25 protein-coding genes are annotated in these 24330 nt (G+C 68.4%); 11 read left to right on the top strand and 14 right to left on the bottom strand.

What is annotated here, in order from left to right; all coding sequences use genetic code 11:
* The first annotated feature begins 161 nt into the window (after nucleotides 1-161).
* Nucleotides 162-587: a PPOX class F420-dependent oxidoreductase gene (locus RPX00_RS12145; protein ID WP_406639618.1), complete on the top strand. Its 426-nt coding sequence runs from the start codon at nucleotides 162-164 to the stop codon at nucleotides 585-587.
* Nucleotides 588-1089: 502 nt separating this feature from the next.
* Here RPX00_RS12145 and RPX00_RS12140 read toward each other — a convergent pair.
* Entirely contained in the window at nucleotides 1090-1662 is a 573-nt protein-coding gene (locus RPX00_RS12140; RefSeq protein ID WP_406639617.1) for a TetR/AcrR family transcriptional regulator, read from the bottom strand.
* Here RPX00_RS12140 and RPX00_RS12135 point away from each other — a divergent pair.
* From RPX00_RS12135 to RPX00_RS12120, 4 genes are all read left to right on the top strand, one after another.
* The gene (locus tag RPX00_RS12135; RefSeq protein ID WP_406639616.1) at nucleotides 1613-3280 is read left to right on the top strand and encodes an MFS transporter; all 1668 of its coding nucleotides are present in this window, start codon (nucleotides 1613-1615) and stop codon (nucleotides 3278-3280) included. The two genes, RPX00_RS12140 and RPX00_RS12135, sit on opposite strands and share 50 nt — an antisense overlap.
* Nucleotides 3277-3516, top strand: coding sequence for a hypothetical protein (locus RPX00_RS12130; RefSeq protein ID WP_406639615.1), 240 nt, complete (start codon nucleotides 3277-3279; stop codon nucleotides 3514-3516). Before RPX00_RS12135 ends, RPX00_RS12130 begins: the two co-directional genes overlap by 4 nt.
* 762 nt (nucleotides 3517-4278) lie before the next feature.
* A complete protein-coding gene (locus tag RPX00_RS12125; RefSeq protein ID WP_406639614.1) occupies nucleotides 4279-4989 on the top strand; it encodes a class I SAM-dependent methyltransferase in 711 nt (236 codons plus the stop codon).
* A gap of 50 nt (nucleotides 4990-5039) precedes the next feature.
* Nucleotides 5040-6434, top strand: coding sequence for an FAD-binding oxidoreductase (locus tag RPX00_RS12120; protein ID WP_406639613.1), 1395 nt, complete (start codon nucleotides 5040-5042; stop codon nucleotides 6432-6434).
* 65 nt (nucleotides 6435-6499) lie between these two features.
* Here RPX00_RS12120 and RPX00_RS12115 read toward each other — a convergent pair whose 3' ends face one another.
* From RPX00_RS12115 to RPX00_RS12100, 4 genes are all read right to left on the bottom strand, one after another.
* Nucleotides 6500-7204, bottom strand: a complete 705-nt coding sequence (locus RPX00_RS12115) for a DedA family protein (RefSeq protein ID WP_406639612.1) — start codon at nucleotides 7202-7204, stop codon at nucleotides 6500-6502.
* Between the two features lie 221 nt (nucleotides 7205-7425).
* Entirely contained in the window at nucleotides 7426-7764 is a 339-nt protein-coding gene (locus RPX00_RS12110; RefSeq protein WP_406642880.1) for a hypothetical protein, read from the bottom strand.
* 317 nt (nucleotides 7765-8081) lie between these two features.
* Nucleotides 8082-9272, bottom strand: a complete 1191-nt coding sequence (nagA, locus tag RPX00_RS12105) for an N-acetylglucosamine-6-phosphate deacetylase (protein ID WP_406639611.1) — start codon at nucleotides 9270-9272, stop codon at nucleotides 8082-8084.
* A 52-nt stretch (nucleotides 9273-9324) separates the two neighbouring features.
* Nucleotides 9325-9900: a SigE family RNA polymerase sigma factor gene (locus tag RPX00_RS12100; RefSeq protein ID WP_051172562.1), complete on the bottom strand. Its 576-nt coding sequence runs from the start codon at nucleotides 9898-9900 to the stop codon at nucleotides 9325-9327.
* A gap of 196 nt (nucleotides 9901-10096) precedes the next feature.
* Here RPX00_RS12100 and RPX00_RS12095 point away from each other — a divergent pair, with 196 nt between their 5' ends.
* On the top strand, nucleotides 10097-10381 hold the full coding sequence (locus RPX00_RS12095; RefSeq protein WP_406639610.1) for a YciI family protein: 285 nt from the start codon (nucleotides 10097-10099) through the stop codon (nucleotides 10379-10381).
* Here the strand turns inward: RPX00_RS12095 and RPX00_RS12090 are convergent.
* The 4 genes from RPX00_RS12090 to RPX00_RS12075 all read right to left on the bottom strand — a co-directional run bounded on the left by RPX00_RS12090 (nucleotide 10378) and on the right by RPX00_RS12075 (nucleotide 14542).
* Entirely contained in the window at nucleotides 10378-11376 is a 999-nt protein-coding gene (locus tag RPX00_RS12090) for a PDR/VanB family oxidoreductase (RefSeq protein ID WP_406639609.1), read from the bottom strand. The genes RPX00_RS12095 and RPX00_RS12090 overlap by 4 nt on opposite strands.
* Complete coding sequence (locus RPX00_RS12085; RefSeq protein ID WP_406639608.1) at nucleotides 11373-12233, bottom strand: metal-dependent hydrolase; 861 nt, start codon at nucleotides 12231-12233, stop codon at nucleotides 11373-11375. Before RPX00_RS12085 ends, RPX00_RS12090 begins: the two co-directional genes overlap by 4 nt.
* Nucleotides 12230-13699, bottom strand: a complete 1470-nt coding sequence (locus RPX00_RS12080; RefSeq protein WP_406639607.1) for a flavin-containing monooxygenase — start codon at nucleotides 13697-13699, stop codon at nucleotides 12230-12232. Before RPX00_RS12080 ends, RPX00_RS12085 begins: the two co-directional genes overlap by 4 nt.
* 75 nt (nucleotides 13700-13774) lie before the next feature.
* On the bottom strand, nucleotides 13775-14542 hold the full coding sequence (locus tag RPX00_RS12075) for a helix-turn-helix transcriptional regulator (RefSeq protein ID WP_406639606.1): 768 nt from the start codon (nucleotides 14540-14542) through the stop codon (nucleotides 13775-13777).
* A gap of 150 nt (nucleotides 14543-14692) precedes the next feature.
* Here RPX00_RS12075 and RPX00_RS12070 point away from each other — a divergent pair, with 150 nt between their 5' ends.
* On the top strand, nucleotides 14693-15658 hold the full coding sequence (locus RPX00_RS12070; protein ID WP_406639605.1) for a zinc-binding dehydrogenase: 966 nt from the start codon (nucleotides 14693-14695) through the stop codon (nucleotides 15656-15658).
* On the opposite strand, the gene RPX00_RS12065 is transcribed toward RPX00_RS12070, so the two are convergent.
* The 3 genes from RPX00_RS12065 to RPX00_RS12055 all read right to left on the bottom strand — a co-directional run bounded on the left by RPX00_RS12065 (nucleotide 15655) and on the right by RPX00_RS12055 (nucleotide 18029).
* A complete protein-coding gene (locus tag RPX00_RS12065) occupies nucleotides 15655-16128 on the bottom strand; it encodes a pyridoxamine 5'-phosphate oxidase family protein (protein WP_406639604.1) in 474 nt (157 codons plus the stop codon). The genes RPX00_RS12070 and RPX00_RS12065 overlap by 4 nt on opposite strands.
* Before the next feature lie 10 nt (nucleotides 16129-16138).
* On the bottom strand, nucleotides 16139-17032 hold the full coding sequence (locus RPX00_RS12060) for an SDR family oxidoreductase (protein WP_406639603.1): 894 nt from the start codon (nucleotides 17030-17032) through the stop codon (nucleotides 16139-16141).
* Between the two features lie 82 nt (nucleotides 17033-17114).
* Nucleotides 17115-18029, bottom strand: a complete 915-nt coding sequence (locus RPX00_RS12055; RefSeq protein WP_406639602.1) for an aldo/keto reductase — start codon at nucleotides 18027-18029, stop codon at nucleotides 17115-17117.
* Between the two features lie 62 nt (nucleotides 18030-18091).
* Here RPX00_RS12055 and RPX00_RS12050 point away from each other — a divergent pair, with 62 nt between their 5' ends.
* The 4 genes from RPX00_RS12050 (at nucleotide 18092) to RPX00_RS12035 (ending at nucleotide 21386) form a co-directional block, all read left to right on the top strand.
* Nucleotides 18092-18913, top strand: a complete 822-nt coding sequence (locus RPX00_RS12050; protein ID WP_406639601.1) for an LLM class F420-dependent oxidoreductase — start codon at nucleotides 18092-18094, stop codon at nucleotides 18911-18913.
* A 104-nt stretch (nucleotides 18914-19017) separates the two neighbouring features.
* Nucleotides 19018-20049, top strand: coding sequence for a class II fructose-bisphosphate aldolase (gene fbaA / locus RPX00_RS12045; protein ID WP_406639600.1), 1032 nt, complete (start codon nucleotides 19018-19020; stop codon nucleotides 20047-20049).
* 108 nt (nucleotides 20050-20157) lie between these two features.
* Nucleotides 20158-20622 (top strand): hypothetical protein, encoded by a 465-nt coding sequence (locus RPX00_RS12040; RefSeq protein ID WP_406639599.1) that lies wholly within the window; start codon nucleotides 20158-20160, stop codon nucleotides 20620-20622.
* Between the two features lie 107 nt (nucleotides 20623-20729).
* Nucleotides 20730-21386: an MBL fold metallo-hydrolase gene (locus RPX00_RS12035; RefSeq protein WP_406639598.1), complete on the top strand. Its 657-nt coding sequence runs from the start codon at nucleotides 20730-20732 to the stop codon at nucleotides 21384-21386.
* A gap of 12 nt (nucleotides 21387-21398) precedes the next feature.
* Here RPX00_RS12035 and RPX00_RS12030 read toward each other — a convergent pair whose 3' ends face one another.
* Nucleotides 21399-22784 carry a DUF4365 domain-containing protein gene (locus RPX00_RS12030; RefSeq protein ID WP_406639597.1) on the bottom strand — a complete coding sequence of 462 codons (1386 nt, stop codon included), beginning with the start codon at nucleotides 22782-22784 and terminating at the stop codon, nucleotides 21399-21401.
* Nucleotides 22785-22858: 74 nt separating this feature from the next.
* Nucleotides 22859-24280 carry an alpha-L-fucosidase gene (locus RPX00_RS12025; RefSeq protein ID WP_406639596.1) on the bottom strand — a complete coding sequence of 474 codons (1422 nt, stop codon included), beginning with the start codon at nucleotides 24278-24280 and terminating at the stop codon, nucleotides 22859-22861.
* Between the last annotated feature and the right edge of the window lie 50 nt (nucleotides 24281-24330).

Raw genomic sequence — 24330 nt, 5'->3', positions numbered from 1 at the left:
AGCGGCCGACCCGTGGTTGTGTCACAAGACACTTTAGTTGCCGCATGCAAGCAGATTTCAACCGGAGGGGTAGCGTCCGTTTTCTCCCGATATTGGGACGCCCCTGGTCACTGGGGGTCTCGGGCGGGAACAGATCCGTCTTGCCGGGGTTTCATAGGGGTATGACTGACGACACAGCGCTCTACGACCTCATCGCGGCGAGCAAGCGGGGCGTCCTGGCGACCCTGAAGCGAGACGGCCGTCCTCAGCTGTCGACGGTGACGCACCACTTCGATCGGGAGGCGCGGCAGTTGCGGGTGTCGATTACGGATACGCGCGCGAAGACGAAGAACATGCGCCGGGATCCGCGGGTGAGCTACCACGTGTCGTCGCCGGATGGCTGGTCGTACGCGGTGGCGGAGGGGCGGGCGGTGCTGTCGCCGGTCGCGTCGTCGCCGGACGACGAGGCGGTGGAGGCGTTGATCGCGCTGTACCGGGAGGTGGCGGGCGAGCATCCCGACTGGGCGGAGTACCGCGAGGCGATGGTGGCGGACCGGCGGCTGGTGCTGACGGTGGAGATCGAGCGGGTTTACGGGCTGGCTCGCTGAGAGGTCGGCTGGGCTGGGTTTTGCTTGCGCGCCTTGGGTTTTGGCGCGTGGCCCGCGTTGTGCTCGCGCGCCTTGGGTTTGGTGCGTGGCTCGCATCTTGGGCTTTTGATGTCGGGGTGGATCGCGGCTTCGTTCGGGGGACGGGCGTGGATTCGACCTCGGGCCGCATCGGGCGTGGATCGCGTTTGGGGTTTGGCTTGCTGGCTAACCCCGTGCCCCGCATGTGCGCACCGGTATTCGGGCGAGTCCCGCCGTGGCCCCGCGTCGGTCCAGATGCACTGGCCTCGTCATGCGCGCGGCGGTCCCGGCGGCTCGGTCCCTCCGCGGGCAGCCGCGTTCGGTGCCCTGCCTCGGCTCAGCCCGATCAGCCCAACCGCTTCCGGTGCTCGGTGCCTGAATCGGCTCAGCCGCTTCCGGTGCTTGGTGCCTGAATCGGCCCAGCCGCTCCCGGCGCTCGGTGCCTGAATAGCCCAACCGCGTCGGCGTCTCGCGGCCCCGCTCCTCAGCCTTTCCCCTGCCCCGCCGCGATCACTGCCTTGGCCGGCTCCCCGGCCTCGAGCCGGTCCGCGATCTCGTCGATCCGCTCCAGCAGGCTTTCCGTCGCCTCCTCGCCCAGTGCCGCGCGCATGTAGAGGCCCTCGCCGACCAGCAGCACCAGCTCCGCCGTCAGCGGATCCTCGACGTGTTCCAGCATCAGCTCGCGGGCGCGCGCGGTGCAGCGCCGGGTCACCTCCGCCGCGATCGGGTCGTTGAGCACCAGCCGGATCGCGGCCATCGTCGTGCGGTGCAGCGCCAGGTCGCTCGCGACGTCGGTGATCGCCGAGCGCAGGTAGTACCGGACCACCCCTTCGGGTGCGTTGCGCGCGCGTTCGAGGTCTTCGTCGGTCAGCCGCTCCAGCCGTTCGAGAAGGCCGTCGCGCAGGGCGTCCTTCGAGCCGAAGTGGTAGAGCAGGCCGCCCTTGGACACCCCGGCGTGCGCCGCGACGGAGTCGAGGGTGATCTCGGCCGGGCCGCGGTCGGCGAGGATGACCTCGTACGAGCCGAGGATGCGTTCACGTGCTGAAGGCTTGGGCATCGCCTTGACTATACCGTCCAGACGGTTTACCTTCTACCTCAGGAACAAAACTGTACCGTCTGGACGGTATAAGAAAGACGGTTCAAGAAAGGAAGAGTGCGCCATGGTGCGGCGCGGAGGCCAGTGGTGGGCTTTGGCAGTTCTGGTGCTGCCGGTCCTCCTGATCAGCGTGGACACGACAGTCCTGGGCTTTGCCCTGCCCTACCTCAGCGAGGATCTCGCGCCCACGGGCGCGGAACAGCTGTGGATCGTCGACGTCTACTCGTTCGTCCTGGCCGGATTGCTGGTCTTCATGGGCACGCTGGGCGACCGGATCGGCAGGCGGCGGCTGTTGCTCATCGGCGGTGCCGCGTTCGGCGCGGCCTCGGTGCTCGCGGCGTTCGCCACGTCGCCGATGATGCTGATCGTCGCGCGGGCGCTGCTGGGCGTCGGCGGTGCGACGCTGATGCCGTCCACGCTGTCGCTGATCCGCAGCATCTTCACCGAGGACCGCACGCGGCGCACCGCGGTCGCGATCTGGAGCGCGGCGTTCTCCGGCGGGATGGCGGTTGGCCCGGTCGTCGGCGGCTGGCTGCTCGAACACTTCTGGTGGGGTTCGGTCTTCCTGATCAACGTGCCGGTGATGGTGCTGCTGCTCGTCGCGGGCCCGCTGCTGCTGCCGGAGTTCCGCGACCCGAACCCGGGCCGCTTCGACCCGTGGTCGGCGCTGCTGTCGCTGGGCACGATGCTGCCGGTCGTCTACGGCGTGAAGATCGCCGCGACGTCGGGGCTCACCTGGTCGGCTGGCGCCGCGATGGTCGCCGGGCTCGCGCTGGGCGTGGTGTTCGTGCGCCGGCAGCGGCGGCTTGAGCAGCCGATGCTGGACCTCGGGCTCTTCGCCAACCGCAAGTTCGCCGGTTCGGTGATCACGAACCTGCTCGGCGTATTCGCGCTGGTCGGCCTGCTGTTCCTGCTGCCGCAGTACCTGCAGCTGGTCCTCGGCCTGACCCCGCTGATCGCGGCGTTGTGGATGCTGCCCGCGACGGTCGCCGGAGTGGTCGGTGCCCTGGCAGCGGCCTGGCTCGCCCGCCGAGTCCGGGTCCCGGTCCTGATCAGCCTCGGCCTCCTGCTCGGCGCGGCCGGCTTCCTGGTCCTGACCACCATCGGCGCCGACGCCGGCCTGGCCGCGGTCGTAGTGGCATTCGTCCTGGTCGGCGGCGGAGTTGCGCTGTCGGAGACCCTGACGAACGACCTCGTGATCTCCGCCGCCCCAGTCAACCGCGCCGGTGCCGCGTCAGCGATCTCGGAAACCGGCTACGAACTAGGCGGCGCACTGGGCACCGCCCTACTGGGCAGCCTCGCCACGGCGGTCTACCAGTCAGGCCTGCCCGCCACCACCCCCGCCGCAGCCCACGACACCTTGGGCGGCGCAGTAGCCACCGCACACGCCCTGCCCGCGGCCGAAGGAGCGGAACTGCTGAACACCGCCCGCGAGTCCTTCGTGACAGCACTGCACACAAGCGCGTGGGTCGGTGCCGCGATCCTCGTGTACACGGCACTGCAGGCGTACTTCCTGTTGGGACGCCGCCGAAACCGCCCGCAGACCACCCAACCGGAGGAGGCCGCGATGTCCGCATGACGCACTCGCCGCACGCGGCCCAGGCTGGGTTCCTCTGCCCCGGCACCGCCGCCTCGCCGGACACGGAACCCGGTGCGCTCAGCCGGACACGAGCCGCCGCGCGGCTGGTGACCCGTGCTGAGTGGGGCGCGGAACCGGTGCCGGGCAGGGATCGCCGTGCGGCCGGTGGCCCGTGCTGGGCCGGGGTCCGAAACCTGGTGCGCTCGGCTGGGCACGAGCCGCTGCGCGGGTGGTGACCCGTGCTGGGCTGAGATCCGTAACCCGGTGCGCTCGGCTGGGCAGGGGCCGTCGCGCGGCTGGTGACCCGTGCTGAGCTAGGCGCGAAACCGGTGCCGGGCAGGGGCCGCTGCGCCGGTTGGCGACTCGTGCTGGCTCGGGGTCCGCAGCCTGGTGCGCTCGGCTGGGCAGGGGCTGCCGTGCGGTTGCGGCTTGCGCTGGGCCCGGGTCCGGAACCTGGTGCGCTCGGCCGGGCACGAGTTGCTGCGCGGTTGGCGACCTGTGCTGAGCGGGGCGCGGAGCCGGTACCGCCCGGCAGGGCAGCGACTCCCGCCCCGGTTGGCGGCCACCTGCGCCGAGCCGGAGTGCCGTGGCTCGGGCCGCCTGCCGGACGGTCGGTGCACCAACCTGCGGCGGTGACCGGAGCTGACCCGCCGCCTGCTGCGACCGACTGGCCTGGGCCGAGCTGGTTTGGGCTTGCCCACGGACCTGCCTAGCTAGGCGGTGGTGCGGAACCCGGTTCCTGACCGGCCTGGGCGGGAATCGCCGCGTGGCCGGTGGCAGCCTGCGCAAGGGGGCCGCTCGTCCGCGCCACCTGCCGGGCGCGGTCACCGGCGGTGGTGGCCGGACCTCGCCTGCTGCGACTGGTGAGCGGTCAGGCGGAACCGGAGCGCAGCTGGAAGCGGGGCGGCGCAATTCGTTGTCAGCCGAGCCCATTTCCCTTGCCAGCAAACAAAATGCGGCATCCGAGCAGCATCCCATCCGGCTGTCACCAGCGCCCGTTGCTGGAGAAGCGCCCCACCCCCACCAGTTTTGCGGTTCCAGCAAAGAATCTTGCCGTCAACCTCGGCCAGCGGAATCGTGAACGGGTGGAGGTGGTCGCGAAAATGGTTCCGTCCGGAAAGTCCGAAGCACAAGGCCAGCCGCAGGACGCGCAGGCTTGGGAGGATCTCTATCGCAGCCAGGAGCAGTTGTTCAGTGGTGAGCCGAACGGTGTGCTGGTTACCGAGGTCGAGGGGTTGCCGCCGGGGCAGGCGTTGGACGTTGGGTGCGGTGAGGGGGCCGATGCGCGGTGGTTGGCCTCGCGCGGTTGGCAGGTGACGGCGCTCGACATCTCCCGGACCGCCTTGCAGCGGGCGGCCGCTGCTAACGCTGGGATTGCTTGGGTGTGTTCGGATCTGGCCGCCAGTCCGGTTCCGGCTCGGGCGTTTGACCTCGTCAGCGTGCAGTATTTCCCGCTTCGCAAGGACAGCCGGGTGTTGCGGAAGCTGCTCGACGCGGTCGCTCCGGGCGGGACGTTCCTCTTCGGCAGTCACGATCCACGGGATCTCGGGCAGGAGCACGGCGACTACTGCCAGCCTGACGACATCGCGCAGGTCCTCGGCGACGAGTGGACCGTCCTCGTCAAGGAGAGTCGGCCGCGGGTGAGGCCCGCGCCTCCGGGGACCCCGCACACGCGCGACACCGTCCTGCGTGCCCTGCGGACCAGCTAATATCGGAATTAATATTCCGCACTGCGGAGATCCCGGTTTACCATGCGGAGATGAGCAACGACGCCCTCCTCCAGCGGCTTCGGGACGACCTCGGCCCGGCCGCGGTGCTCACCGACGCTGACGTCACCGACGCCTACGCGCGCGACATGATGCCGCTCGCTCCCTCGGGAAAACCACTGGCGGTAGTGCTTCCGGCGGATACCGCGGGAGTGCAGGCGACGGTCCGTGCCTGTGCTGAAGCGAGAGTCCCCATCGTGCCGCGCGGGGCGGGTAGCGGGCTTTCCGGCGCGGCCAACGCCATCGACGGCTGTGTCGTGCTGTCGCTGACCAAACTGAACGAGATCGTCGAGGTCGACGCGGGCAACCGGCTCGCGGTGGTGCAGCCGGGGGTGGTCAACCTCGACTTTCGGTCCGCGGTGGAGAAGCACGGCCTCTTCTATCCGCCTGACCCGTCCAGCTACGACTGGTGCACCATCGGCGGCAATCTCTCCACCAACGCGGGTGGGCTTTGCTGCGTGAAGTACGGCGTGACCACGGATTCGGTGCTTGGACTGGAGGTCGTGCTCGCCGATGGGTCGCTGCTGAAGACCGGTCGCCGCACGGTGAAAGGCGTCGCGGGGTACGACCTCACCAAGCTGTTCATCGGCAGCGAGGGCACGCTCGGCGTCATCACTCAGGCGACCGTCTCGCTGCGGCCGCTTCCGCAGGCCCCGGCCACTTTTGTCGCTGGGTTCAACACCACCGAGGCGGCTGGCGAAGCGGTCGCGCGGGCGGTGCGCGAGGGGTTGGTGCCGTCGCTGCTGGAGATCATGGACGCGGCGTCGATCAAGGCGTCCGAGACCTACCTCAACACCGACCTCGGCGCGGGTTCGGACTGTCAGGCGTTGCTGCTCGGCCAGTCCGACGCTGGCGGCGAGGCAGCACGTCGCGAACTGGCGTTGCTTGAACAGATCTGCACCGACTGCGGTGCGGACCTCGTCTACGCCACGGACGACCTCGAAGAGGGCAAGATGCTGCTGCAGGCCCGCCGCGTCGTCCTGACCGCGCTCGAGACCTACGGCGTCTGGCTCACCGACGACGTCAGCGTGCCCCGCACCCGGATCGCCGAACTGATCCGCGGCTGCGAGCGGATCAGCGAAAAAGTCGGCCTCAAAATCGCCGTCGTCGGGCACGCCGGGGACGGAAACATGCACCCGACCATCGTGTACGCGCCCGATTCCGAGGAAGAGTTCGCGCGCGCCCAGCAGGCGTTCGACGAGATCCTCGAAGTCGGCCTGTCGCTCGGCGGCACGGTGACCGGCGAGCACGGCGTCGGCAAGATCAAGCGCGAATGGCTCGCCCGCGAGATCGGGCCGGTCGGGATTCGCGTGCACCGGCAGATCAAGCAGGCCCTCGACCCGGAAAATCTCTTCAACCCGGGGTCGATGTTCTCGATGACCGACTGATCCGGAAACGACGAAGCGGCGTCCGGGAAAGTCCGGACGCCGCTTCGTCGTGTGAGAGCTGAGAGTCAGTCGCGCACGCGCGGAATCTGCTGCGTGACGTCGGCCGAATTGTCGGCCGGGGCCGCCTTCTTCTCGCGGCGGCTCTTCAGGTACTCGATGGCGATCGGCACCACCGACACCAGCACGATGAGGACGAAGATCGCGTCGACGTTGTCCCGGATGAAACCGATGTTGCCGAGCAGCGAACCCAGCACGGTGATGCCCGCGGCCCAGAGGATGCCGCCGATGACCGTGTACGTGAAGTAGCGCTTCGGGTCCATCCGGCCGATGCCGGCGATCCACGTGATGAACGTCCGCACGAACGGCACGAACCGCGCCAGCACGACGGCCTTCGGACCGTGCTTCTCCAGGAAGGAGTGCGTCTTGTCGACGTACTCCTGCTTGAAGAACTTCGAATCCGGCCTGCTGAACAGCTTCGGCCCGACGAAGTAGCCGAGGTAGTACCCCGCGACGTTGCCCACCAGCGCGGCGACCGTGACCAGCACGCACACCAGCCACAGCGGAGCCTTCAGCGTGCCGTTCGCGATGAACAGGCCCGCGGTGAAGAGCAGCGAGTCGCCGGGCAGCACCGGGAAGATGCTGCTCTCGATGAAGATGATCAAGCACAGCACGGCGATCACGGGCACCGTCAGCCCGTTCAGCAGATGCTGCGGGTCCAGCCACGACGGCAGCAGGGACATGGTGGTCACTGTGTTCTGGGCGAGAATCACACCGAAAACGGTACAGGGTGACTCGCAGTGGCCTCACCGGGCAAGGAATCGCAGGTCATCGGTGTGGGATCGGAGTGAAGAAATCGGCCCGGGAGTGCCCGCCGAGGGCGCCCGTCCGGGCAAGTTCGGGTGGGCACGGCGGGCTCGCGGACACGGCGAGTGGCGAGCGCAGAGGTTTGGCGGACCGGTGAAGCGCGGCGGGCGCGGCCAGCTGGCGAGGCTCAGATCAGCGTGAGCAGCCCGATGACGGACCCGGCGGCGAGCCCGAGCAGCACCGCCAGCAGCAGCACCCAGTGCGCGGGCAGCGGGCCGCTCTGCGCGGCCTGAGCGGGGCGGCGCAGGGTCGCGTCGTTGGCTCCGACCGGCGGGATCGAGCCGGTGGTGCCGGGCGAGGTGTGGTCGGCCGCGTCGAGGGCGGCGCGTTCGCGGGCGAGCGAGTCCGCGCCTGCCCCGGACAACAGGCCGTAGTTGGGCGGCAGTTCGGTGGTGGGGCCGGTCTGTGACGGGGCGGCGGACAGTGCGCCGGACGCCTCGCCGGGAGCGCCGGAGGGGCCGGGCATGCCAGGCCCGCCGGACGTGCTGAACGAACCAGGGCCGCCAGCCGCGCCGAAGGACCCCGTGCCGGAGCCAGGAGCACCCGCGCCGAACGATCCGGTGCCAGAACCAGCGGCACCCGCGCCGGACGAGCCCGTGCCGGACGTTCCAGGCGCGCCAGCCTCCGGGGACGCGGCGCCCTCGCCGTTGCCAGGCTCTTCGACCGGGTTCGGCAGGACGTGCGGAGCGAAGACGGCTTGTGCACGCAGCGCATCCGCCAGTAGCCGTTCTGGGTCTTTCGGCTCGCTCATCCGCTCCGTCCGCCTGTCGAAGTGCTAGGCCGTCACGTACTCAAGGTAGCCCGGCCCGCCTCGGCCACCCATTCGCCCCGGTGCAGGACCCGGGACGGGCGCAGGTCGTCGTCCAGGATCACGGCATCCGCGGCCAGTCCAGGTCGCAGCGCACCCGTGCGGTCGGCGATGCCGAGCAGTTCGGCGGGTCGCGCCGAGGTCGCCCGGACCGCGTCCAGTACGTCGAGTTTGGCGCCCTTCACCAGGTTGCGGAAGGCGTTGTCCATGGTCAACGTGCTCCCGGCCAGGGAACCGTTGTCCAAGGTGGCGACGCCGTCGTGGACGTCGACCTCCAGCCTGCCGAGGGTGTAGCGGCCGTCGGCGGCGTCGGTGGCCGACATGGCGTCAGTGATCAGCACCGTCCGGCCGCGGCCCGCGTGCTGGGCGGCCAGCCGCACGACCGTCGGGTGCAGGTGGACCAGGTCGCAGATCAACTCAACCGTCACGCGCTCGTCGTCGAGCAGCACGCCGACCGGGCCCGGCTCGCGGTGGTGCAGCGGGCGCATGCCGTTGAACAGATGGGTGGCGACCGTCGCGCCGGCGTCGATGGCCGGGACCAGCTGGTCGGCGACCCCGTCGGTGTGGCCGATCGCGGCGATCACGCCCGACTCGGCCAGCTGCCGGACCGCCTTGACGCCGCCGTTCAGCTCCGGCGCGAGCGTGACCATCCGGATCGAACCGTGTCCGGCGCGCAGCAGCTTCTCGACGGTGCCGGTGTCCGGTTCACGCAGAGTGTCCGGATCGTGCGCGCCGCAGCGGGCGCGCGAGATGAACGGGCCCTCCAGGTGGATGCCCGCGAGGTCGCCCTCCTGCACGAGTTCGCGCAGCGCCGCGATCTGCTCGGTGAGCAGGTCGATCGGGTCGGAGACCAGGCTCGCGAGCATGGTCGTGGTGCCGTGGCGGCGGTGCGCGCGGACCGCGGTGCGGATCTCGTCCGGGTCGAGCGTCGAGAACGAGCCGCCGCCACCGCCGTGGCAGTGGGTGTCCACGAAACCGGGCACGACCAGCGCCCCGGCGACGTCCACCGTCGCGGTGTCCGGGCTGCTCGGGGGCGTTCCGGTGCCTACCGCGGCGATCTGCCCGCCGGACACGGCGAGCCAGCCGTCGTCGAGTACGCGGTCCGGGGCCACGACGCGGCCGCCCGTGATGACGAAGTCTCCGGCGTGCTTCACGCCGTCCAGCATATATTGGTCTGGACCAAGGAGGGCCGACCAGCGCGAGATTGGTCCGCCCAGGTCACTGAGGCGGCTGCATTGCCTTCTGCAACGCCTCCAGCGCCCGGCTGGCGGTTGACTTCACGGTGCCCTTCGAAATGCCCGCCGCTTCCGAAATCTCCGCTTCGCTCAGCCCGCCGTAGTACCGCAGCACGAGCACCTCGCGCTGGCGCGGCGGAAGCTTCGACAACGCGTTGACCACGGCCTGGTGCTCGCTGGAGAGCATCGCGAGGCTTTCCGCGGACCGGGCGTTCACCGCGTGCGGGGGCACGTACTCGCGGGCGGTCTTGCGGCGGCGCAGCACGCTGCGCGACCCGTTGACCACCGCGGTGCGCAGGTAGCCGACCGCCGCCGCGGCGTCGCGCAGCCTGCCCCAGTTGCGGTGCAGGCCGGTGAAGGCCTCCTGCACGACGTCCTCGGCGGTGGCCGGCTCGTCGACCAGCAGGATCGCGAGCCGCACGAGCCGCATCCGGTGCTGCCGGTAGAGGTCTTCCAGGTTCAACGGGGCGGTCGGCGGCTGCGCCGGGACCGGCCCGTCCATGGTCCGCAGGTGGCCGAGGGTCGCCTCGACGCTGCGTTCCGCGTTCCCCTCCAGCATGTATCCCCGCCTGTCCTCGACGTGTCCGCTCGGGCTGCCCGTTGGTGCGCGATAGGCACAGCGTGCACACAGGTTCCGACCCGTGCCTAGCCTATCGGGTTGGCACTGCGCTGCCACCGCTCGCATGGTGCGTCCGCCCGGCGGTCACCGGTAGCGTTTGCGGGGTCACTGTCGTGCTCACCCCGGGAGTAAGCGCATGGCCTGGTACCTCGTCGAAATCCGCTACGTCCAGGAGAAGCTGGCCGACGTCCGGCCGCGGCACCGGGAGTACCTGAAAGAGCACGTAGCGGCTGGTCGCGTCGCGGTCGCCGGTCCGCTCGCCGACAACACCGGCGGCCTGGTGCTGTGGCAGGCCGAGGACGAGGAGGCGCTGGCCAAGCTGATCGACAACGACCCGTACGCGCTCGAGGGCGTGGTGGCCGAGCGCACTGTCCGCGAGTTCAAGCCGGTCCTCGGCGACTGGGTTCCCGCGCAGGGCTAAAGCTCGAGGACGGCGGGCCCGCGGTCGACGCAGATCCGGACGCGCCCGCCGTCCTCGGCCGCCACCTCGCAGGTGCCGCAGAACCCTTGGCGGCACGAGTACGGCACGTCTGGCAGCACGTCGCGCACCACGTCGAGCGTGGAGCGGTCGGCGGGCACGTCGAGAGTACGGCCGCTGCGGCGCAGCACCACGCGGAACGGTTCGCCGTCCACGATCGGCGGCGGCGCGAACCGTTCGTAGTACACCGCGGCGGCGTCCGTGCGGGCCAGATCGACGCGGACGCTGGTGATCATCGGCACCGGGCCGCAGCAGTAAACCGAAGCGCCGGAAGGCATTTCCTCCAGCAGTTCCGCGCCGGACGCGGGAATGCCGAACTCCTTGTCCGGCCGGATCCGCACCCGCTCGGCCGGGAGTTCGTCGAGAAATGGCATCGATTCCCGGTCGCGGCCGGTGTAGACCAGCCGCCACTCCGCGCCGCTCTCCGCCGCACGGTGCACCATCGGCAGGATCGGCGTGATCCCGATTCCGCCTGCCACGAAGTGGTACGCGGGCGCGGTGACGAACGGGAAAGCGTTGCGCGGCCCGCGAACCGTGACGCGAGTTCCGGCCGTGAGTGTATGCACCTCAGCGGACGCGGAACCGATGAGCCGCACGGCAATCCGGTAGTGCGACAGGTCCGAAGGCGAGCCGCACAGCGAGTACTGCCGCACTTCCCCCGAGGGCAGCATCAGGTCGATATGCGCGCCCGGACGCCAAGCGGGCAGCGGACTTCCGTCCGGACGCACGAGCCGCAGGCTCACCACACCGTCCGCCTCGGCGCGCACGGCATCGACGACCAACGGCAGCCAGCGGTCGACTTCCCGCACTGGCGGACGGCGTCGGCCGGAAACCTCGGCCAGTTTTCGATAAGCCGCGCCGACCGCGACCAAAGTGGACATCAGCCGGTCGCGCCTGCCGCTGCCGTCGAGCCGGGGCGGGAACTGCGGTGCGGTCATCGCGGCGCGTCGGCGGCCTGCGCGGCGGGTGAACTCGCCAGGTACGCCACCGCCTGGTCGGTGTTGCCGGTTTCGGTGGGGTGATAGGACTTCCGGAAGTACGGCCGGATCTCGCGCAGCAGTTCGCGCGGTCCGGGCAGCAGCCCCTGACGGGCGGCGCGCCGGTAGGCCCGCCAGCTGGTGCGGCCTGGGCGCGTCGGGTCGTTCTTCATCAGAAACCGGGTCCCGCGCAGGAAAACCCACGCCAGCACCGGCGTCACCACGAGCATCGAACGCACCCGCCGACCGTAACGGCCGTCGAGGTGACAGAACAGGTCGTAGGCCACCGAACGGTGCTCGACTTCCTCGGCGCCGTGCCAGCGAAGGAGATCCAGCATCGTCTCGTCGGCACCGGCCGCGTCGAGTTCCTTCGCGTCGAGGATCCACTGGCCGAGGAACGCGGTGTAGTGCTCGATCGCGGCGACCAGCGCGAGCCGTTCGATCAGCCATTCCCGGCTCGATCCGGGCCGATCGCCGAGGAGACGCCGGAACATCCACTCCATCTGCGCGATGTAGGGCCGCACGGAAACCCCGGCGGACTCCAGGTGTTCGGCCGCTCCGTCGTGCGCCTCGGCGTGCATCGCCTCCTGGCCGATGAACCCGAGCACGTCCTCCTTGAGCCGCTCGTCGCGGATCAGCGGGACGGCCTGTTTGAACACCTCGACGAACCAGCGTTCGCCCTCGGGCAGCGCCAGATGCAGCACGTTGATGCTGTGCGTGGCCTGCGGCTGCCCGGGAATCCAGTGCATCGGCAGCTTGGAGAAGTCGAACTCCACGTCGCGCGCGTGGAGCACGATCTGCTCGTGGTCGGCGCTCATGACCGGCCGCTCAGCTCGTAGTCGCTCGGCTCGACGCGTCGCGTCTCCAGCCAGTACCGCCACGTGAAGCCCGGCCAGATCGTCCGGTTGACGCCCTTCGCGTCGAGGTACCAGCTCTTGCAGCCGCCCTGCGTCCACACGCCCTTGACGAGCTTTTCCTGGATCTGCTCCTGGAATTCGTCCTGCACCGACGGCCGCACGTCCAGTGCCGCCGCACCGCGCGAATCGGCCAGCCGGATCGCGTCGACCACGTAGCGGGACTGCGATTCGATCATGAACACCACGGAGTTGTGGCCGAGTGCGGTGTTCGGGCCGAGCAGGAAGAACAGGTTGGGGAACCCGGAGACGGTGATCCCCTTGTGCGTCTGGATCCCTTCGGTGGCCCAGGATTTCGCGAGATCGCGGCCGCCGACGCCGGTGATGTCGAGGTATTCCAGCGCGTCGGTCACCTTGAAGCCGGTGCCGTAGATGATCGCGTCGACCTCGTGCTCGACCCCGGCGGTGTCGACGATGCTGTGCGCGCGGACTTCCGCGACACCGTCGGTGACCACGTCGACGTTCGGGCGGTCCAGTGCGGGGAAATAGTCATTCGACAGCAGGACGCGTTTGCAGCCCATCGTGTAGTCGGGCGTGACTTTCCGGCGCAGCGCGGGGTCTTTGATGCCCTTCGCGATGTGCCTGCGCCCGATCACCTCGGCGGCCTGCATGAGCTTCGGATGCCCGTTGAACCCGATCGCGCGGGCTTCGAGCATCCAGTACAACGCGTTGCGGTACAGCCGCTGCGTGCCCGGAACGCGCTTGAACAGCTGCTTGGCCCAGCCCGGCATCGCGTGGTCCGGCTTCGGCATGATCCACGGCGGCGTGCGCTGGAACAGCGTCAACTCGGCGACCTCGGGCGCGATCTTCGGTACGAACTGGACCGCGCTCGCTCCGGTGCCGATCACCGCGACCCGCTTGCCGGTCAGGTCGAACTCGTGGTTCCACTGCGCCGAATGCCAGGTCTGGCCCTTGAACTTGGCGATCCCCGGCAGCTTCGGGATCTGCGGGATGTGCAGCCCGCCGACGCCGGCGACGAGGAACTGGGCGGAAAACTCGGTGCCGCCCTTGGTTTCCACCGTCCAGCGGCGTTCGCCCTCGTCCCAGTGCGCGCCGGTGATCTCGGTGCCGAACCGGATCTTGTCGCGCAGCCGGTACTTGTCGGCGATGCCCTTGAGGTAGTCGAAGATCTCCGGCTGCGGCGAGAACGACCGGCTCCAGTCCGGGTTCTGCGCGTAGGAGAACGAGTACATGTGCGACTGCACGTCGCACGCGCAGCCCGGGTACGAATTGTCCCGCCAGGTGCCGCCGACCTCGTCGGCCTTCTCCAGGATCACGTAGTCCCGGATGCCCGCTTTTTCGAGCTGGATCGCCTGGCCGAGCCCGGAAAATCCGGTACCCACGATCACGACCTTGAACCGCTCGGTCATCTTGTCGGCCTCCGCTGCGCTGGGGGTCTGGCAGCGTTGATGTTACCTCAGGTAACAGTTACTTCAAAGTACTTCCTACTCGCCAGTACCGTTCGGCAGCTGATAGACCACCAGCGTCTGCTCCGGACGCTCGGCCACGTGGAACGCGGCGTGCGTCGCGGTGAGCACGCCAAGCCGGGGGTGCCGAAAGCGCTTGTGACCTGCGTGGCTGAACTGGATTTCGTAGTGCGGCCACCACTCGCGCACCTCGGGGCTCGCCTCGGTCAGCTCGGCCACGAGACGGGTCACGCGCGGGTGGTCGGGATGCCGTCCGGCGATCGCGCGAAGCCGGGCCAGGATGTTGCGCGCCTCGTGCTCCCAGTCGACCAGGACCTCGCGCGCGGCGGGCTCGGTGAACATCCAGCGGACGATGTTGGCCCCTGGCGTGATGTTCCGGAACAGCTCCGCGGCGGCGTCGTTGTAGGCGAGCAGGTCATAGCAGATGCCGGTGACGTACGCGGGGTTGTCGCCCAGCAAGGCCGGGACTTTCGCGACCTCCGGGGCAGCCTCTTCGGGAGCGTCTTCGGGCGTCGTTCCTCCGTCGGCGAGACGGCGCAGGTGTTCCTGCTCTGCGTTGGTCAGCCGCAGCGCCCGGGCCAGTGCGTCGAGCACCTGGCCGGACGGGCGGACGTCGCGGCCCTGTTCGAGATACGTGAGCCAGGTGGCGCTGATTCCGGCGAGCAGGGCCAGCTCCTCGCGGCGCAACCCGGGGGTGCGGCGGCGGCCGGTCGACGGCAGGCCCGCGTCGGCCGGGGAGATCCGTTCGCGGCGGCTGCGCAGGAAGGTGCCCAGTTCGACGCTCACCCTAGAACCTCCAGTACCAGAATAACGCGATTCTGGATACCAGCTTAACTGCGCGCGAGGCTAGGTCGCATGCGAGCTTGGACTGTTGATGCACAAGGCCTGCGCCTCTCTGAGGTGCCAGAACCCGCTCTTCAGGGCGGAGGTGTAGTCGTGGAGGTGCTCGCCGCGCACGTCCCGGCTTATACGAACGTGGTGGTGACGGGCGGCCGCGGCGGTCTGCCGGTTCCGCTGGTCCTTGGCCCCGCCTGCGTTGGGCGCGTGATCGACGTGGCACCTGACGTCTTCCATGTCGCGCCAGGCGACATCGTGCTGGACACGGCGCTGCTCGACGCGGGTGGCGGCGACGAAATCCTGGTTGGCTGGGTCGGTCTCGGCGGCTCCGGTGCGGGCAGCGAGCGCACGGACCGGATGCGCGAGGTGTGGCACGACGGCGTCTTCGCGGAGAAAGCGTTGTGTGCCAAGGAAACGATGATCAAGCTGCCCGGAGCGGAGGATTACCCAGACCCGGCCCGATTGTCTTTCCTGACCTGGCTTTGCGTCGCCGCGGAGGGATTGCACGCCGCGGGTCCGCTGGCTGGCCGCGACGTCGCGGTGCTCGGCGCGACCGGTCAGATGGGCGGCGCGGCAGTGCTGCTGGCCTTGGCGGAAGGCGCGGCGACCGTGACCGCGGTGGGGCGCAACAAAAAGGCGCTCGACCGGCTGGCCGAACTCGGCCCGCGCGTGCGCACCCACCAGCTGACCGGCGATCGCGCGACGGACGCGGCAGGCATCGGCCCGGTGGACGTGGTCCTCGACGCGCTCGGGGCCACGCCGACGGCGGACGCGACCATGGCCGCCTACGACAGCCTGCGGGTACGCGGCACGATGGTGCTCGTCGGCGGGGTACGCCAGGATCTGGCCATTCCGTACGGCGACTTCATGCACCGTCGGCTCACCCTGCGTGGCTCCTGGATGAGCAACGACGAGACGGTGCTGACGGTGTGGAACCTGATCCGCTCCGGCGTGCTGGACCTGTCGGCGGTCGAGCTGCTCACGGTGGGCCTTGACGAAGCAGAAACCGCGCTTGACCTGGCAGAACGCACCTCAGGGCTGAGCTTCGTCGCCCTCGTTCCCTAGTAGACCCCGGCGAGTTTCGAGTGGTCCCAGCTCGCGACCTTCGTCGGACGCAGGATCAGCCCGACCCGCTTCGGGGCCTGCCGTTCGATGAAGGTCCGCAGCTCGTCCGGCACCGGTGCGCCCGGTTCGGCGCCGGAGTAGCGCATCATCAGCGCGATCCCCATGGCCGTGACCTGGTCGGTGTCCTCGACGAACTCGACGTCCGCCTCGAAGGACAGCCCGCGCAGCTGGTCGTACGCCTCGCCGCTTTCGATCAACACGGTCGCTTCGGGCAGCCGCCGCAGGTTTTTGGCTTTCTGCGAGGTGCCGTATGTCCACGTCGCGACCCCGCCCTCGTGCGGGTAGTACCAGAGGGCGGTGAGGTGCGGCCTGCCGTTCGGGCCGATCGAGGCCACGTTGATGACCTTCTGCTCGGCGAGATAGGCCTGCACCTCGTCCGGGGTCATCCGGATCTGGTCGCGACGGGACATGGCCGCTCCTCTAGCTGCGCTTCGTGGCCGCGCGCCCGCCGTGGCCGTTGACCGACGACTCGAACGCGCCGCGTTCCTCGACGTCCTTCAGCGCGGCCCGGTCCGCCGCCGGCACCCGGCTCCGCGCGCCGAATTCGACGATCGGCGGCAGGAACGAGCGCAGCAGCTTCAGTCCGCCGACCCAGCGTGGCACGTGGATCGTCCTGGCGCGGCGCAGAATCCCGGCCTCCAGGTCGTCGAGCGCGACGTCCAGCGGGTACGTCTTGCCGAGCAGGCCGGGCATCCCGGAGCGCAGCTTGCCGAACACCGGATGCGCGTCGGCGCTTTCGACCAGGTCGGTGCGGATCCAGGTCGGGTGCGCGACGCCGACCTTCACGCCGAGGTGCGCGACCTCCGCGCGCAGGCTGTTGCAGAACGCTTCGACGCCGGCCTTCGCGGCGGCGTAGTTCGCCATGCCGGGTGCGTGCGTGATCGCGGCGAGCGAGGAGATGCCAAGCAGGTAGCCACGGCGTTCGATCACGTGCGGGAGCGTGACGCGGAACGTGCGCCACACGCCGAGCAGATCGACCTCGATCACCCGCTCGAACGCGTCGCGGTCCACCGAGCGCACGAATCCGGCGGTCGCGATGCCGGCGTTGGCGATGACGATGTCGATGCCGCCGAAGTGCTCGACGACGCCCGCGGTGACGCGTTCGAGGTCGTCCCAGCTGGTGACGTCGGCTTCCCAGGACTTCGCGTTCGGCCCGATCCGCTTGGCGACCGCTTCCTGTTCGTCGGCTTCGAGCCCGACGAGCGCGACCTTGGCTCCGCGCGCGGAGAGCCGCTCGGCCAGGCCGGCTCCGATCCCGCGAGCGGCTCCGGTGATGAGCACGACTTTGCCGTCGACCTGGTTCTGCTGAGCCACGGTGCCCTCCTGAGCCGGTTTTCGCCTGTTCGGAGGGCACCGTACAACAACCTACCCGCAGTAAGCTACTAATCGGTAGGTATCAGTTCGACGCTTCGCTCAAAGCGGTGAGTTCGGCGTCGGTCAGATTCAGCTCGACCGACGCGAGCAGATCGACGAGCTGTTCGGGGTTGCGCGCGCTGGCGATCGGGGCGGCCACGGTCGGCTGCTGACGGAGCCACGCGAGCGCGACGCTGGCGACCGAAGCCTGGTGCGCGGCAGCCACTTCGTCCAGCGCGGCGAGCACACGTTCGCCGCGTTCGTCGAGGTATTTCAGCGCTCGCGGGGCACGCGGCGAGTCGCCCGGCTCGTCCTTCGAACGGTACTTGCCGGTGAGGAATCCCATGGCCAGCCCGAAATACGGCAGCGTCGCCAGGTTCTCGCGGGCGACCAGCGGGGCCAGCTCCCGCTCGTAATCCCGCTCGACGAGGTTGTAATGCGGTTGCAGGGCAACGTATCGGGCGAGGTTGTTTTCGTCCGAAATGGACAGTGCGGCGGCGAGCCGGTCCGGCTCGTAGTTGGAGGCCGCGATGTAGCGGACCTTGCCCGCGCGCACGAGCTGGTCGAACGCGGCGAGCGTCTCCTCCAGCGGGGTGTCGAGATCGTCCTTGTGCGCGTAGTAAAGGTCGATGTGGTCGGTTTGCAGGCGGCGCAAGGATTCCTCGACGCCTTCGGCGATGTTCGCGGCGGCGAGGCCCGGCCGCTGCTCCCCGGCGCCGATCTTGGTGGCGAGGACGATGTCGTCGCGGCGGCCGCGCTTGGCGAGCCAGTTGCCGATGATCGTTTCGGAACCGCCACCGCCGCCATAGGTGTTAGCCGTGTCGAGGAAGTTGCCGCCGGCCGCGGTGTACGCGTCGAGAACAGCGAATGACGTGGGTTCGTCCGCTGTGTGGCCGAAGACGTTGCAGCCGAGGTTGAGGCCGTGGATGTCCAGTTCCGTGGAGCCGAGCTTCGTCATGCTTTCGAACCTAATCCGGCCGCGGCGGGAGGAAAACCGAGTTCCCGTGCGTTGGGCGGGGCATGGCTATCGAATTGGGCAAGCTAGGCGTGTGGCGGATGTCGGCTCAGGTGGACGGCGCGTTCGCCGCCGAGGTGGAGAAACTGGGCTACGGCACGATCTGGCTCGGCGGTTCGCCCGGAGGCGACCTGGCGATCGTCGACGAAGTGCTGGACGCGACCGAGCGGATCAAGGTCGCCACCGGGATCGTCAACATCTGGGCCGACGCGCCCGAGAGCGTCGCACAGGCGTTCCACCGGATCGAGGGAAAGCACCCGGGACGCTTCCTGCTCGGGGTCGGCGCGGGCCACCGCGAGCACACGCAGGAGTACAAGAAGCCGTACGCGGCGCTGGTCGAATACCTGGACGCGCTCGACGCGGCCGGGGTGCCGAAGGAATCGCTCGCGCTCGCCGCCCTCGGTCCGAAGGTGCTCGAACTCGCCCGCGACCGCACCGCGGCCGCGCACCCGTACCTGACCACCCCGGAGCACACCCGGGCCGCGCGGGAGATCCTCGGCTCGGCGGCGCTGCTCGCGCCCGAGCAGAAGGTCGTCTTCGACACAGATCCGGAGCGGGCGCGCGAGACCGGCCGCAAGACGGTGCAGTTCTACCTCGGCCTGTCCAACTACACCGCCAACCTGCGCAAATACGGCTTCTCCGAGGAAGACATCGCAGGGAAGGGCAGCGACCGCCTGATCGACGCGCTCGCCGTCCACGGCGACGCGAAAGCGCTGGCCAAGGGCCTGCGGGCGCACCTCGACGCGGGCGCTGAGCACGTCAGCGTGCAGGCGCTGGACGACGATCCGTTCCCTGCCTACCGGGCAATCGCGGCCGAGCTGCTCTGAATCGCTCCAGTCGGTTTCGTCTCGTGTGAGGTAGGACCGGTCGGCCCGGCCGGTCCACCTCGTACGATGCCGCTGTAGAAGCCAGTCGTCTCGAGGAGGAACCGATGCCCATCGCCACCCCCGAGGTGTACGCGGAGATGCTCGACCGGGCGAAGGCGAACGAGTTCGCCTACCCGGCCATCAACGTGACCTCGTCGGAAACCGTGAACGCCGCGATCCGCGGGTTCGCCGAGGCGGAAAGCGACGGGATCATCCAGTTCTCCACCGGCGGCGCGGAGTTCGCGTCCGGGCAGAAGGTGAAGGACATGGTTGTCGGCGCGACCGCGCTGGCCGAGTTCGCTCAGGTGGTGGCGGCGAAGTACGACGTCAACGTCGCCCTGCACACCGACCACTGCCCGAAGGACAAGCTGGACGGCTTCGTCCGCCCGCTGATCGAGATCTCCGCCGAACGCGTCCGCGGCGGCGGGCTGCCGCTGTTCCAGTCCCACATGTGGGACGGTTCGGCGATCGACCTTGACGAGAACCTGCAGATCGCGCAGGAGCTGCTCGCCAAGGCAGCGGCGGCGAAGATCATCCTCGAGGTCGAAATCGGCGTCGTCGGCGGCGAGGAGGACGGCGTCGAGGCGGAGATCAACGAGAAGCTGTACACCGCCGAGGGCGACTTCCTGAAGACGATCGACGCGCTCGGCGCCGGTGAGAAGGGCCGCTACCTGCTGGCCGCGACGTTCGGCAACGTGCACGGCGTGTACAAGCCGGGCAACGTGAAGCTGCGCCCGGACGTGCTCAAGGGCGGCCAGGAAGCGGCGGCGAAGAAGCTCGGCCTCGACGCCGGCTCGAAGCCCTTCGAACTGGTCTTCCACGGCGGCTCGGGCTCGCTCCCGGAGGAAATCCGCGAGGCGGTGTCGTACGGCGTGGTGAAGATGAACGTGGACACCGACACGCAGTACGCGTTCACCCGCCCGATCGCGGACCACTTCTTCAAGAACTACGACGGAGTGCTGAAGATCGACGGCGAGGTCGGCAACAAGAAGGTCTACGACCCGCGCAGCTACCTGAAGGCAGCGGAAGCCGGCATGGCGGCCCGCGTCGTCGAGGCGACCCAGGCCCTCGGCTCGGCTGGCAACAAGCTGGGCTGACGGCGTTTGCTCGCGGAAGGCCGCCTCGATCTTTTGGTCGGGGCGGCCTTCCTATTTTTGCCTGCTATTGAGGGGACTGGCGTGGTCAATCCGCGGAAAGCTGCGGGCATGAGCTGCTTTGCCGCTGTGCTGATGTCGACTGCGTGCGGGAGCGGAGCGCAGCCCACGATCACGGCTGACCAGGCCAACCTGCAGGTCGAGGATTACTCGCTGAAGGCCCGCGAAGCGCTGCCCGCCGAGGCGCGGTACACGTTGTTCTCCTCAGAACAGCGAGGCGACTGCAGCGACCCCAGCGACCACGGTGCCAAGAACCGCGTCCTAGCCAGCCGCGACTACCGGATCGAGGGACTGGCGAAAGACAACTTCCCCCGGTACTTCGACGCGCTCCGCGCCTGGTGGCAGAACCACAACTTCCGCGTGCTCGACAACAACCCGCCGAACGAATACCTCTGGGTCGAGAACAACGCGGACGGTTTCCGCATGGCACTCCAAGCAAATTCCGCCGGCGGCCTGTTCCTCACCAGCACGTCGCCGTGCGTGTGGTCGAACGGGACACCGATCCCCGAAACCTAGCGCTCCGACTCAAACTCCGCGCAAGAAATCCAGCGCAGCCGCGTGCTGCCCCAGTTGACGGTTAGCTGCCACGTCGGTTGGGTGGACGACGACGAGGGAGGACTTCCATGACGTACACCGGAGTGGTGACCACCGGCGGCCCCGCTGACGTGCGGGAGACCAGCGGCCTGACCATCTCGAAAGTCTCCGTCGGCACGATCGACAACAACGCGTACCTGCTGCGCTGCCGAGCCACCGGCGAACAACTGCTGATCGACGCGGCGGCTGACCCACAGACGCTGCTGGAGTTGATCGGCGACCGCGGTCTCGCGTCGATCGTGACTACGCATCAGCACTGGGACCACTGGATCGCGCTGGCCGAGGTCGCGGAGGCTACCGGTGCCCGCACCTACGCTGGGCGCGACGACGTCGAGGGAATCAAGGCGCGCATCGACGTCCCGGTGGATGACGGCGACACCATCCAGGTCGGGGAGGTCGAGCTGACGGCGCGGCATCTGGTCGGGCATTCGCCGGGGAGCATCGCGCTCGTTTATCGGGATCCGGAGGGTATTCCGCACGTTTTCACGGGGGACTCGCTGTTTCCTGGCGGGATTGGGAACACGGAGAAGGATCCGGCTCGGTTCGCGTCGTTGCTCGATGATGTTGAGCAGAAGATCTTTGGCGAGTTGCCGGATGAGACCTGGGTTTATCCCGGCCACGGCAAGGACACGACACTGGGCGCGGAGCGACCGAGCCTGCCGGAGTGGCGCGAACGCGGCTGGTGACCGGGGGCTCCATCACCCGCGGTTGGCCGACACTTTCCGGACGAACCGTTCTCCCGGCCAGAAGGTGTCGGCCAGCGTAAGTTGATCGAAACGCACGCAGACGGTGCCGGGATTGTCCTCAGAATCCCAGACGGCCGATACCTCCCGGCCGCGTTCGTTTCCGTACCGGCTCAGCCAGTAGATCCGGTCACCCGGCCTTAGCCGATAGGCTGATACGCGCTCCCGGTGCGAAGACATGTGAGTGCTCGGTTGTCCGACCCGCGCGTTGAAACCGTATTCCCCGGTCGACTGGGAGTGTCGCCACTCGATTTGGAACTGCTTGTCGATCGGCAGCGAAGGCGAACCTACGTGCACTTCTTTGACCAGGTAAAACGTGACTAGCCGGCGAGATTTCTCCGACATCTCATCCCAAGGTTTCGAGAGCGCTTCGGCAGAGACCGTGGCATCCGACTCCAGCTCCGCGGCAATGGCGGCTAAATCAGGGTCGTTCACGGCTTCGTTGCGAAGCTTCTGGAGGGACCGTGGCAAAGCCCCGGGTTCGACCCGAAGGCGATGTTCAACTCGTCTGGCCACGTAGTTGTCACGTGCGTCGTCATTGGTCTGAAGCGGCGGATCATCGGCAATTGGTTCGCGGGCCCACCGAGCCGCGTCAAAGCAGGCCGCCAACCAACTTGCTTCACCCGCGTTCAGTATCGTGCCTGCCACTACGGGCGTGCCGGAAAGCAGACCTGGTCGACCGTCAGGGTAGAAATGCTCAGGGCCAAAGTGCTCCGGGTGCCAGTCGAGGTCACTGTGCAACAGGGTTGCGAATCCCTCGCCTCTGCGCTGCCAGAAGATCAGATCCTCGCCGTATACGTTCACGTGGTGCCGCACGATGTCCGATGGACCGAACTCGACGCCTGCCATCTCGCCTAGCTGAGCCTGGATGATTCGGTTACCGCGATAGCGGCTCAGGTAGCGCCTGACCTCGGCGACGAAGTCCGCGATGGATTCGTCGTCCAACTCCGGGTCCGGGCTGACGATGATCGTCTTGAGCGCCTCGCCGTTGCGCCGCGCCGACCGCAGTTGCTTGGTGGCGTTGGCCCAGTAGAGACTGTCGGTATCCGGGTCGTGCACAACGCAGAGCACCGGGATGTTGCCATCGGCCCAGGTACTGCCGTGGTCACCGACCGGTACGGCGTACCCATCGGCCCTGCGCCACGAACGGCCGCCTTTGACCTGGATCTTGACCAGGTCGCCGGTGACTTCGCCGTCCTCGGTGAACGTAACGAGTAGATCCTCGCCGAAGTCGTTCTGGCCGTCGACCTCTTGAACGATGTGATTGTGCTGCTCCAGAAGGGCCCGCAGCGCGTTAACTGCGGCACGGCCGGGTCTTCGAGAGTTAGGAACCTTCGGCAACGGACCCTCCGGATTACGGTGCGCGGTGATCCGCGCCAGGTTGAGTACCGTCGGAGGATAGCGGTTTGCGCCACCTACCAATCCGTCACCGTGAGCACCGCCGGAAAGTCCTCCCCGAAGTCGTCCGTTCGCCGTGCGGGCAGCTCGATCACCACCCCATCCGCCGTTCGGCTCCACGGCAACGGCCGGGAATGCCCGCCCAGCAAGCGGATTCGCGAGCGGGCTCCGATCGGGACATCCCCCGGCACGAGAAGCCGCGCGCCCGGCCAGTGGAGCGGGATCAGGTTGAACGCGCCGCGCGTGCGGGTATAACAGAGGTCGCCGTCCATGGCTCGTTGCCACGGGGTCGAACCGTAGATCGCGCGGCCGTTGATGCGTAGCCAGCGGCCCATGTCGAGGAGGCGGGTGCTCATCCAATCCGCGATGGTGCCGTCCTCGCGGGGGCCGATGTTGAGCAACAGGTTGCCGTTCTTGCTGACGACTTCGGCCAGCAGGCGAATCAGCTGTACCGAGGATTTGATCTTCGCCGGGTCCTCGTTTTCGTTGTATCCCCACGACTTTCCGATGTTCAGGCAGGCTTCCCACGGGTCGGGGCGCAGGACGTACTTCTTGTTATCCCCTTCTACTGTCACGAAATCCGCATGCGAAGCCTCGAAGCGGTCGTTTGCCAGGACGCTCTTCGGGTGCGGGCGGTCGGCGGCGTTGCGGTAGTAGTAGGACAGAATTTCGTCGCTGCGCCAGTCCCAGGTCTTCGGCCGGAAGATCGGGCCGCCGCCGAATTCGTGGTAGCCCTGGCCGTCTGCCCACAGTACGTCTGGGTCGTACTGGTCGATCAGGGTTTTCAGGTGCGCGTGCTCGTATTGTGTCACGTAGTCGGTGACTGGACGATAGCCGGTGTAGGGGATTTCCGCGCCGGTGTAAGGGTTTCTCGGCGCGGTGCCGAGTGCGGGGCTGTAGAACTCGCCCAGTGAGTAGTAGACGCCGCGTTTGAGTCGAGAGTGTGCGGCGGCGGAGAACAGTTCGCCGACTAGGTCGCGGCCTGGGCCTAACCGGACGGAATTGCGGTCTGACACCGTGTTGCGGAACAGCTGGAAACCGTCGTGGTGTTTGGAAGTCAGCACGAAATACCGGGCACCAGCCTGTTCGAACAGGCGTACCCAGGAGTGCGGGTTGTAGCGGCGGGCGGTGAAGCGCGGGATGAACTGGTCGTAGGCGAAGTCCGCGCCGTAGGTTTTCAGGTGGTGGTCACGGGTTCCGGTGCCGCGCGCGGGATCCGTGACGTTCATGGCGTAGAGGTACCACTCCGCGGCATGTTTGGCGTCGCCCCAGGCTGCGGCCGAGTAGGCGCCCCAGTGGATGAAGATGCCGAATTTGGCTGAGGGGTACCACGGGGTGGCGGCGGGGGCGGCTTGCGCGCGGGGCGCGGTGAGGCCGAGCAGTCCGGCGGCACCGGCCGCGGCGAGCATGCTGCGGCGGCTGAATCCTGCTTGGTCCATGATCGCATCCACTTCGTCGCGGCGGCAGTCATCAGATGTCTTGGTCTTCC

The sequence above is a fragment of the Amycolatopsis sp. WGS_07 genome (assembly GCF_045278895.1).
In the GTDB taxonomy this organism is placed as follows: Bacteria; Actinomycetota; Actinomycetes; order Mycobacteriales; family Pseudonocardiaceae; genus Amycolatopsis.
Note: the sequence above shows the minus strand (reverse complement) of the source record. Positions and strands in the feature narration are given on the sequence as shown.

Excerpts from the sequence above, each read along its gene's own strand:
- RPX00_RS12145 (WP_406639618.1), top strand. The coding sequence starts at position 162 with ATGACTGACGACACAGCGCTCTACGACCTCATCGCGGCGAGCAAGCGG.
- RPX00_RS12135 (WP_406639616.1), top strand. The coding sequence starts at position 1,613 with ATGACCTCGTACGAGCCGAGGATGCGTTCACGTGCTGAAGGCTTGGGC.
- RPX00_RS12140 (WP_406639617.1), bottom strand. The coding sequence starts at position 1,662 with ATGCCCAAGCCTTCAGCACGTGAACGCATCCTCGGCTCGTACGAGGTC.
- RPX00_RS12130 (WP_406639615.1), top strand. The coding sequence starts at position 3,277 with ATGACGCACTCGCCGCACGCGGCCCAGGCTGGGTTCCTCTGCCCCGGC.
- RPX00_RS12120 (WP_406639613.1), top strand. The coding sequence starts at position 5,040 with ATGAGCAACGACGCCCTCCTCCAGCGGCTTCGGGACGACCTCGGCCCG.
- RPX00_RS12110 (WP_406642880.1), bottom strand. The coding sequence starts at position 7,764 with ATGCCCGGCCCCTCCGGCGCTCCCGGCGAGGCGTCCGGCGCACTGTCC.
- nagA (WP_406639611.1), bottom strand. The coding sequence starts at position 9,272 with ATGCTGGACGGCGTGAAGCACGCCGGAGACTTCGTCATCACGGGCGGC.
- RPX00_RS12100 (WP_051172562.1), bottom strand. The coding sequence starts at position 9,900 with ATGCTGGAGGGGAACGCGGAACGCAGCGTCGAGGCGACCCTCGGCCAC.
- RPX00_RS12095 (WP_406639610.1), top strand. The coding sequence starts at position 10,097 with ATGGCCTGGTACCTCGTCGAAATCCGCTACGTCCAGGAGAAGCTGGCC.
- RPX00_RS12090 (WP_406639609.1), bottom strand. The coding sequence starts at position 11,376 with ATGACCGCACCGCAGTTCCCGCCCCGGCTCGACGGCAGCGGCAGGCGC.
- RPX00_RS12085 (WP_406639608.1), bottom strand. The coding sequence starts at position 12,233 with ATGAGCGCCGACCACGAGCAGATCGTGCTCCACGCGCGCGACGTGGAG.
- RPX00_RS12080 (WP_406639607.1), bottom strand. The coding sequence starts at position 13,699 with ATGACCGAGCGGTTCAAGGTCGTGATCGTGGGTACCGGATTTTCCGGG.
- RPX00_RS12065 (WP_406639604.1), bottom strand. The coding sequence starts at position 16,128 with ATGTCCCGTCGCGACCAGATCCGGATGACCCCGGACGAGGTGCAGGCC.
- RPX00_RS12055 (WP_406639602.1), bottom strand. The coding sequence starts at position 18,029 with ATGACGAAGCTCGGCTCCACGGAACTGGACATCCACGGCCTCAACCTC.
- RPX00_RS12050 (WP_406639601.1), top strand. The coding sequence starts at position 18,092 with ATGGCTATCGAATTGGGCAAGCTAGGCGTGTGGCGGATGTCGGCTCAG.
- fbaA (WP_406639600.1), top strand. The coding sequence starts at position 19,018 with ATGCCCATCGCCACCCCCGAGGTGTACGCGGAGATGCTCGACCGGGCG.
- RPX00_RS12040 (WP_406639599.1), top strand. The coding sequence starts at position 20,158 with ATGAGCTGCTTTGCCGCTGTGCTGATGTCGACTGCGTGCGGGAGCGGA.
- RPX00_RS12035 (WP_406639598.1), top strand. The coding sequence starts at position 20,730 with ATGACGTACACCGGAGTGGTGACCACCGGCGGCCCCGCTGACGTGCGG.
- RPX00_RS12025 (WP_406639596.1), bottom strand. The coding sequence starts at position 24,280 with ATGGACCAAGCAGGATTCAGCCGCCGCAGCATGCTCGCCGCGGCCGGT.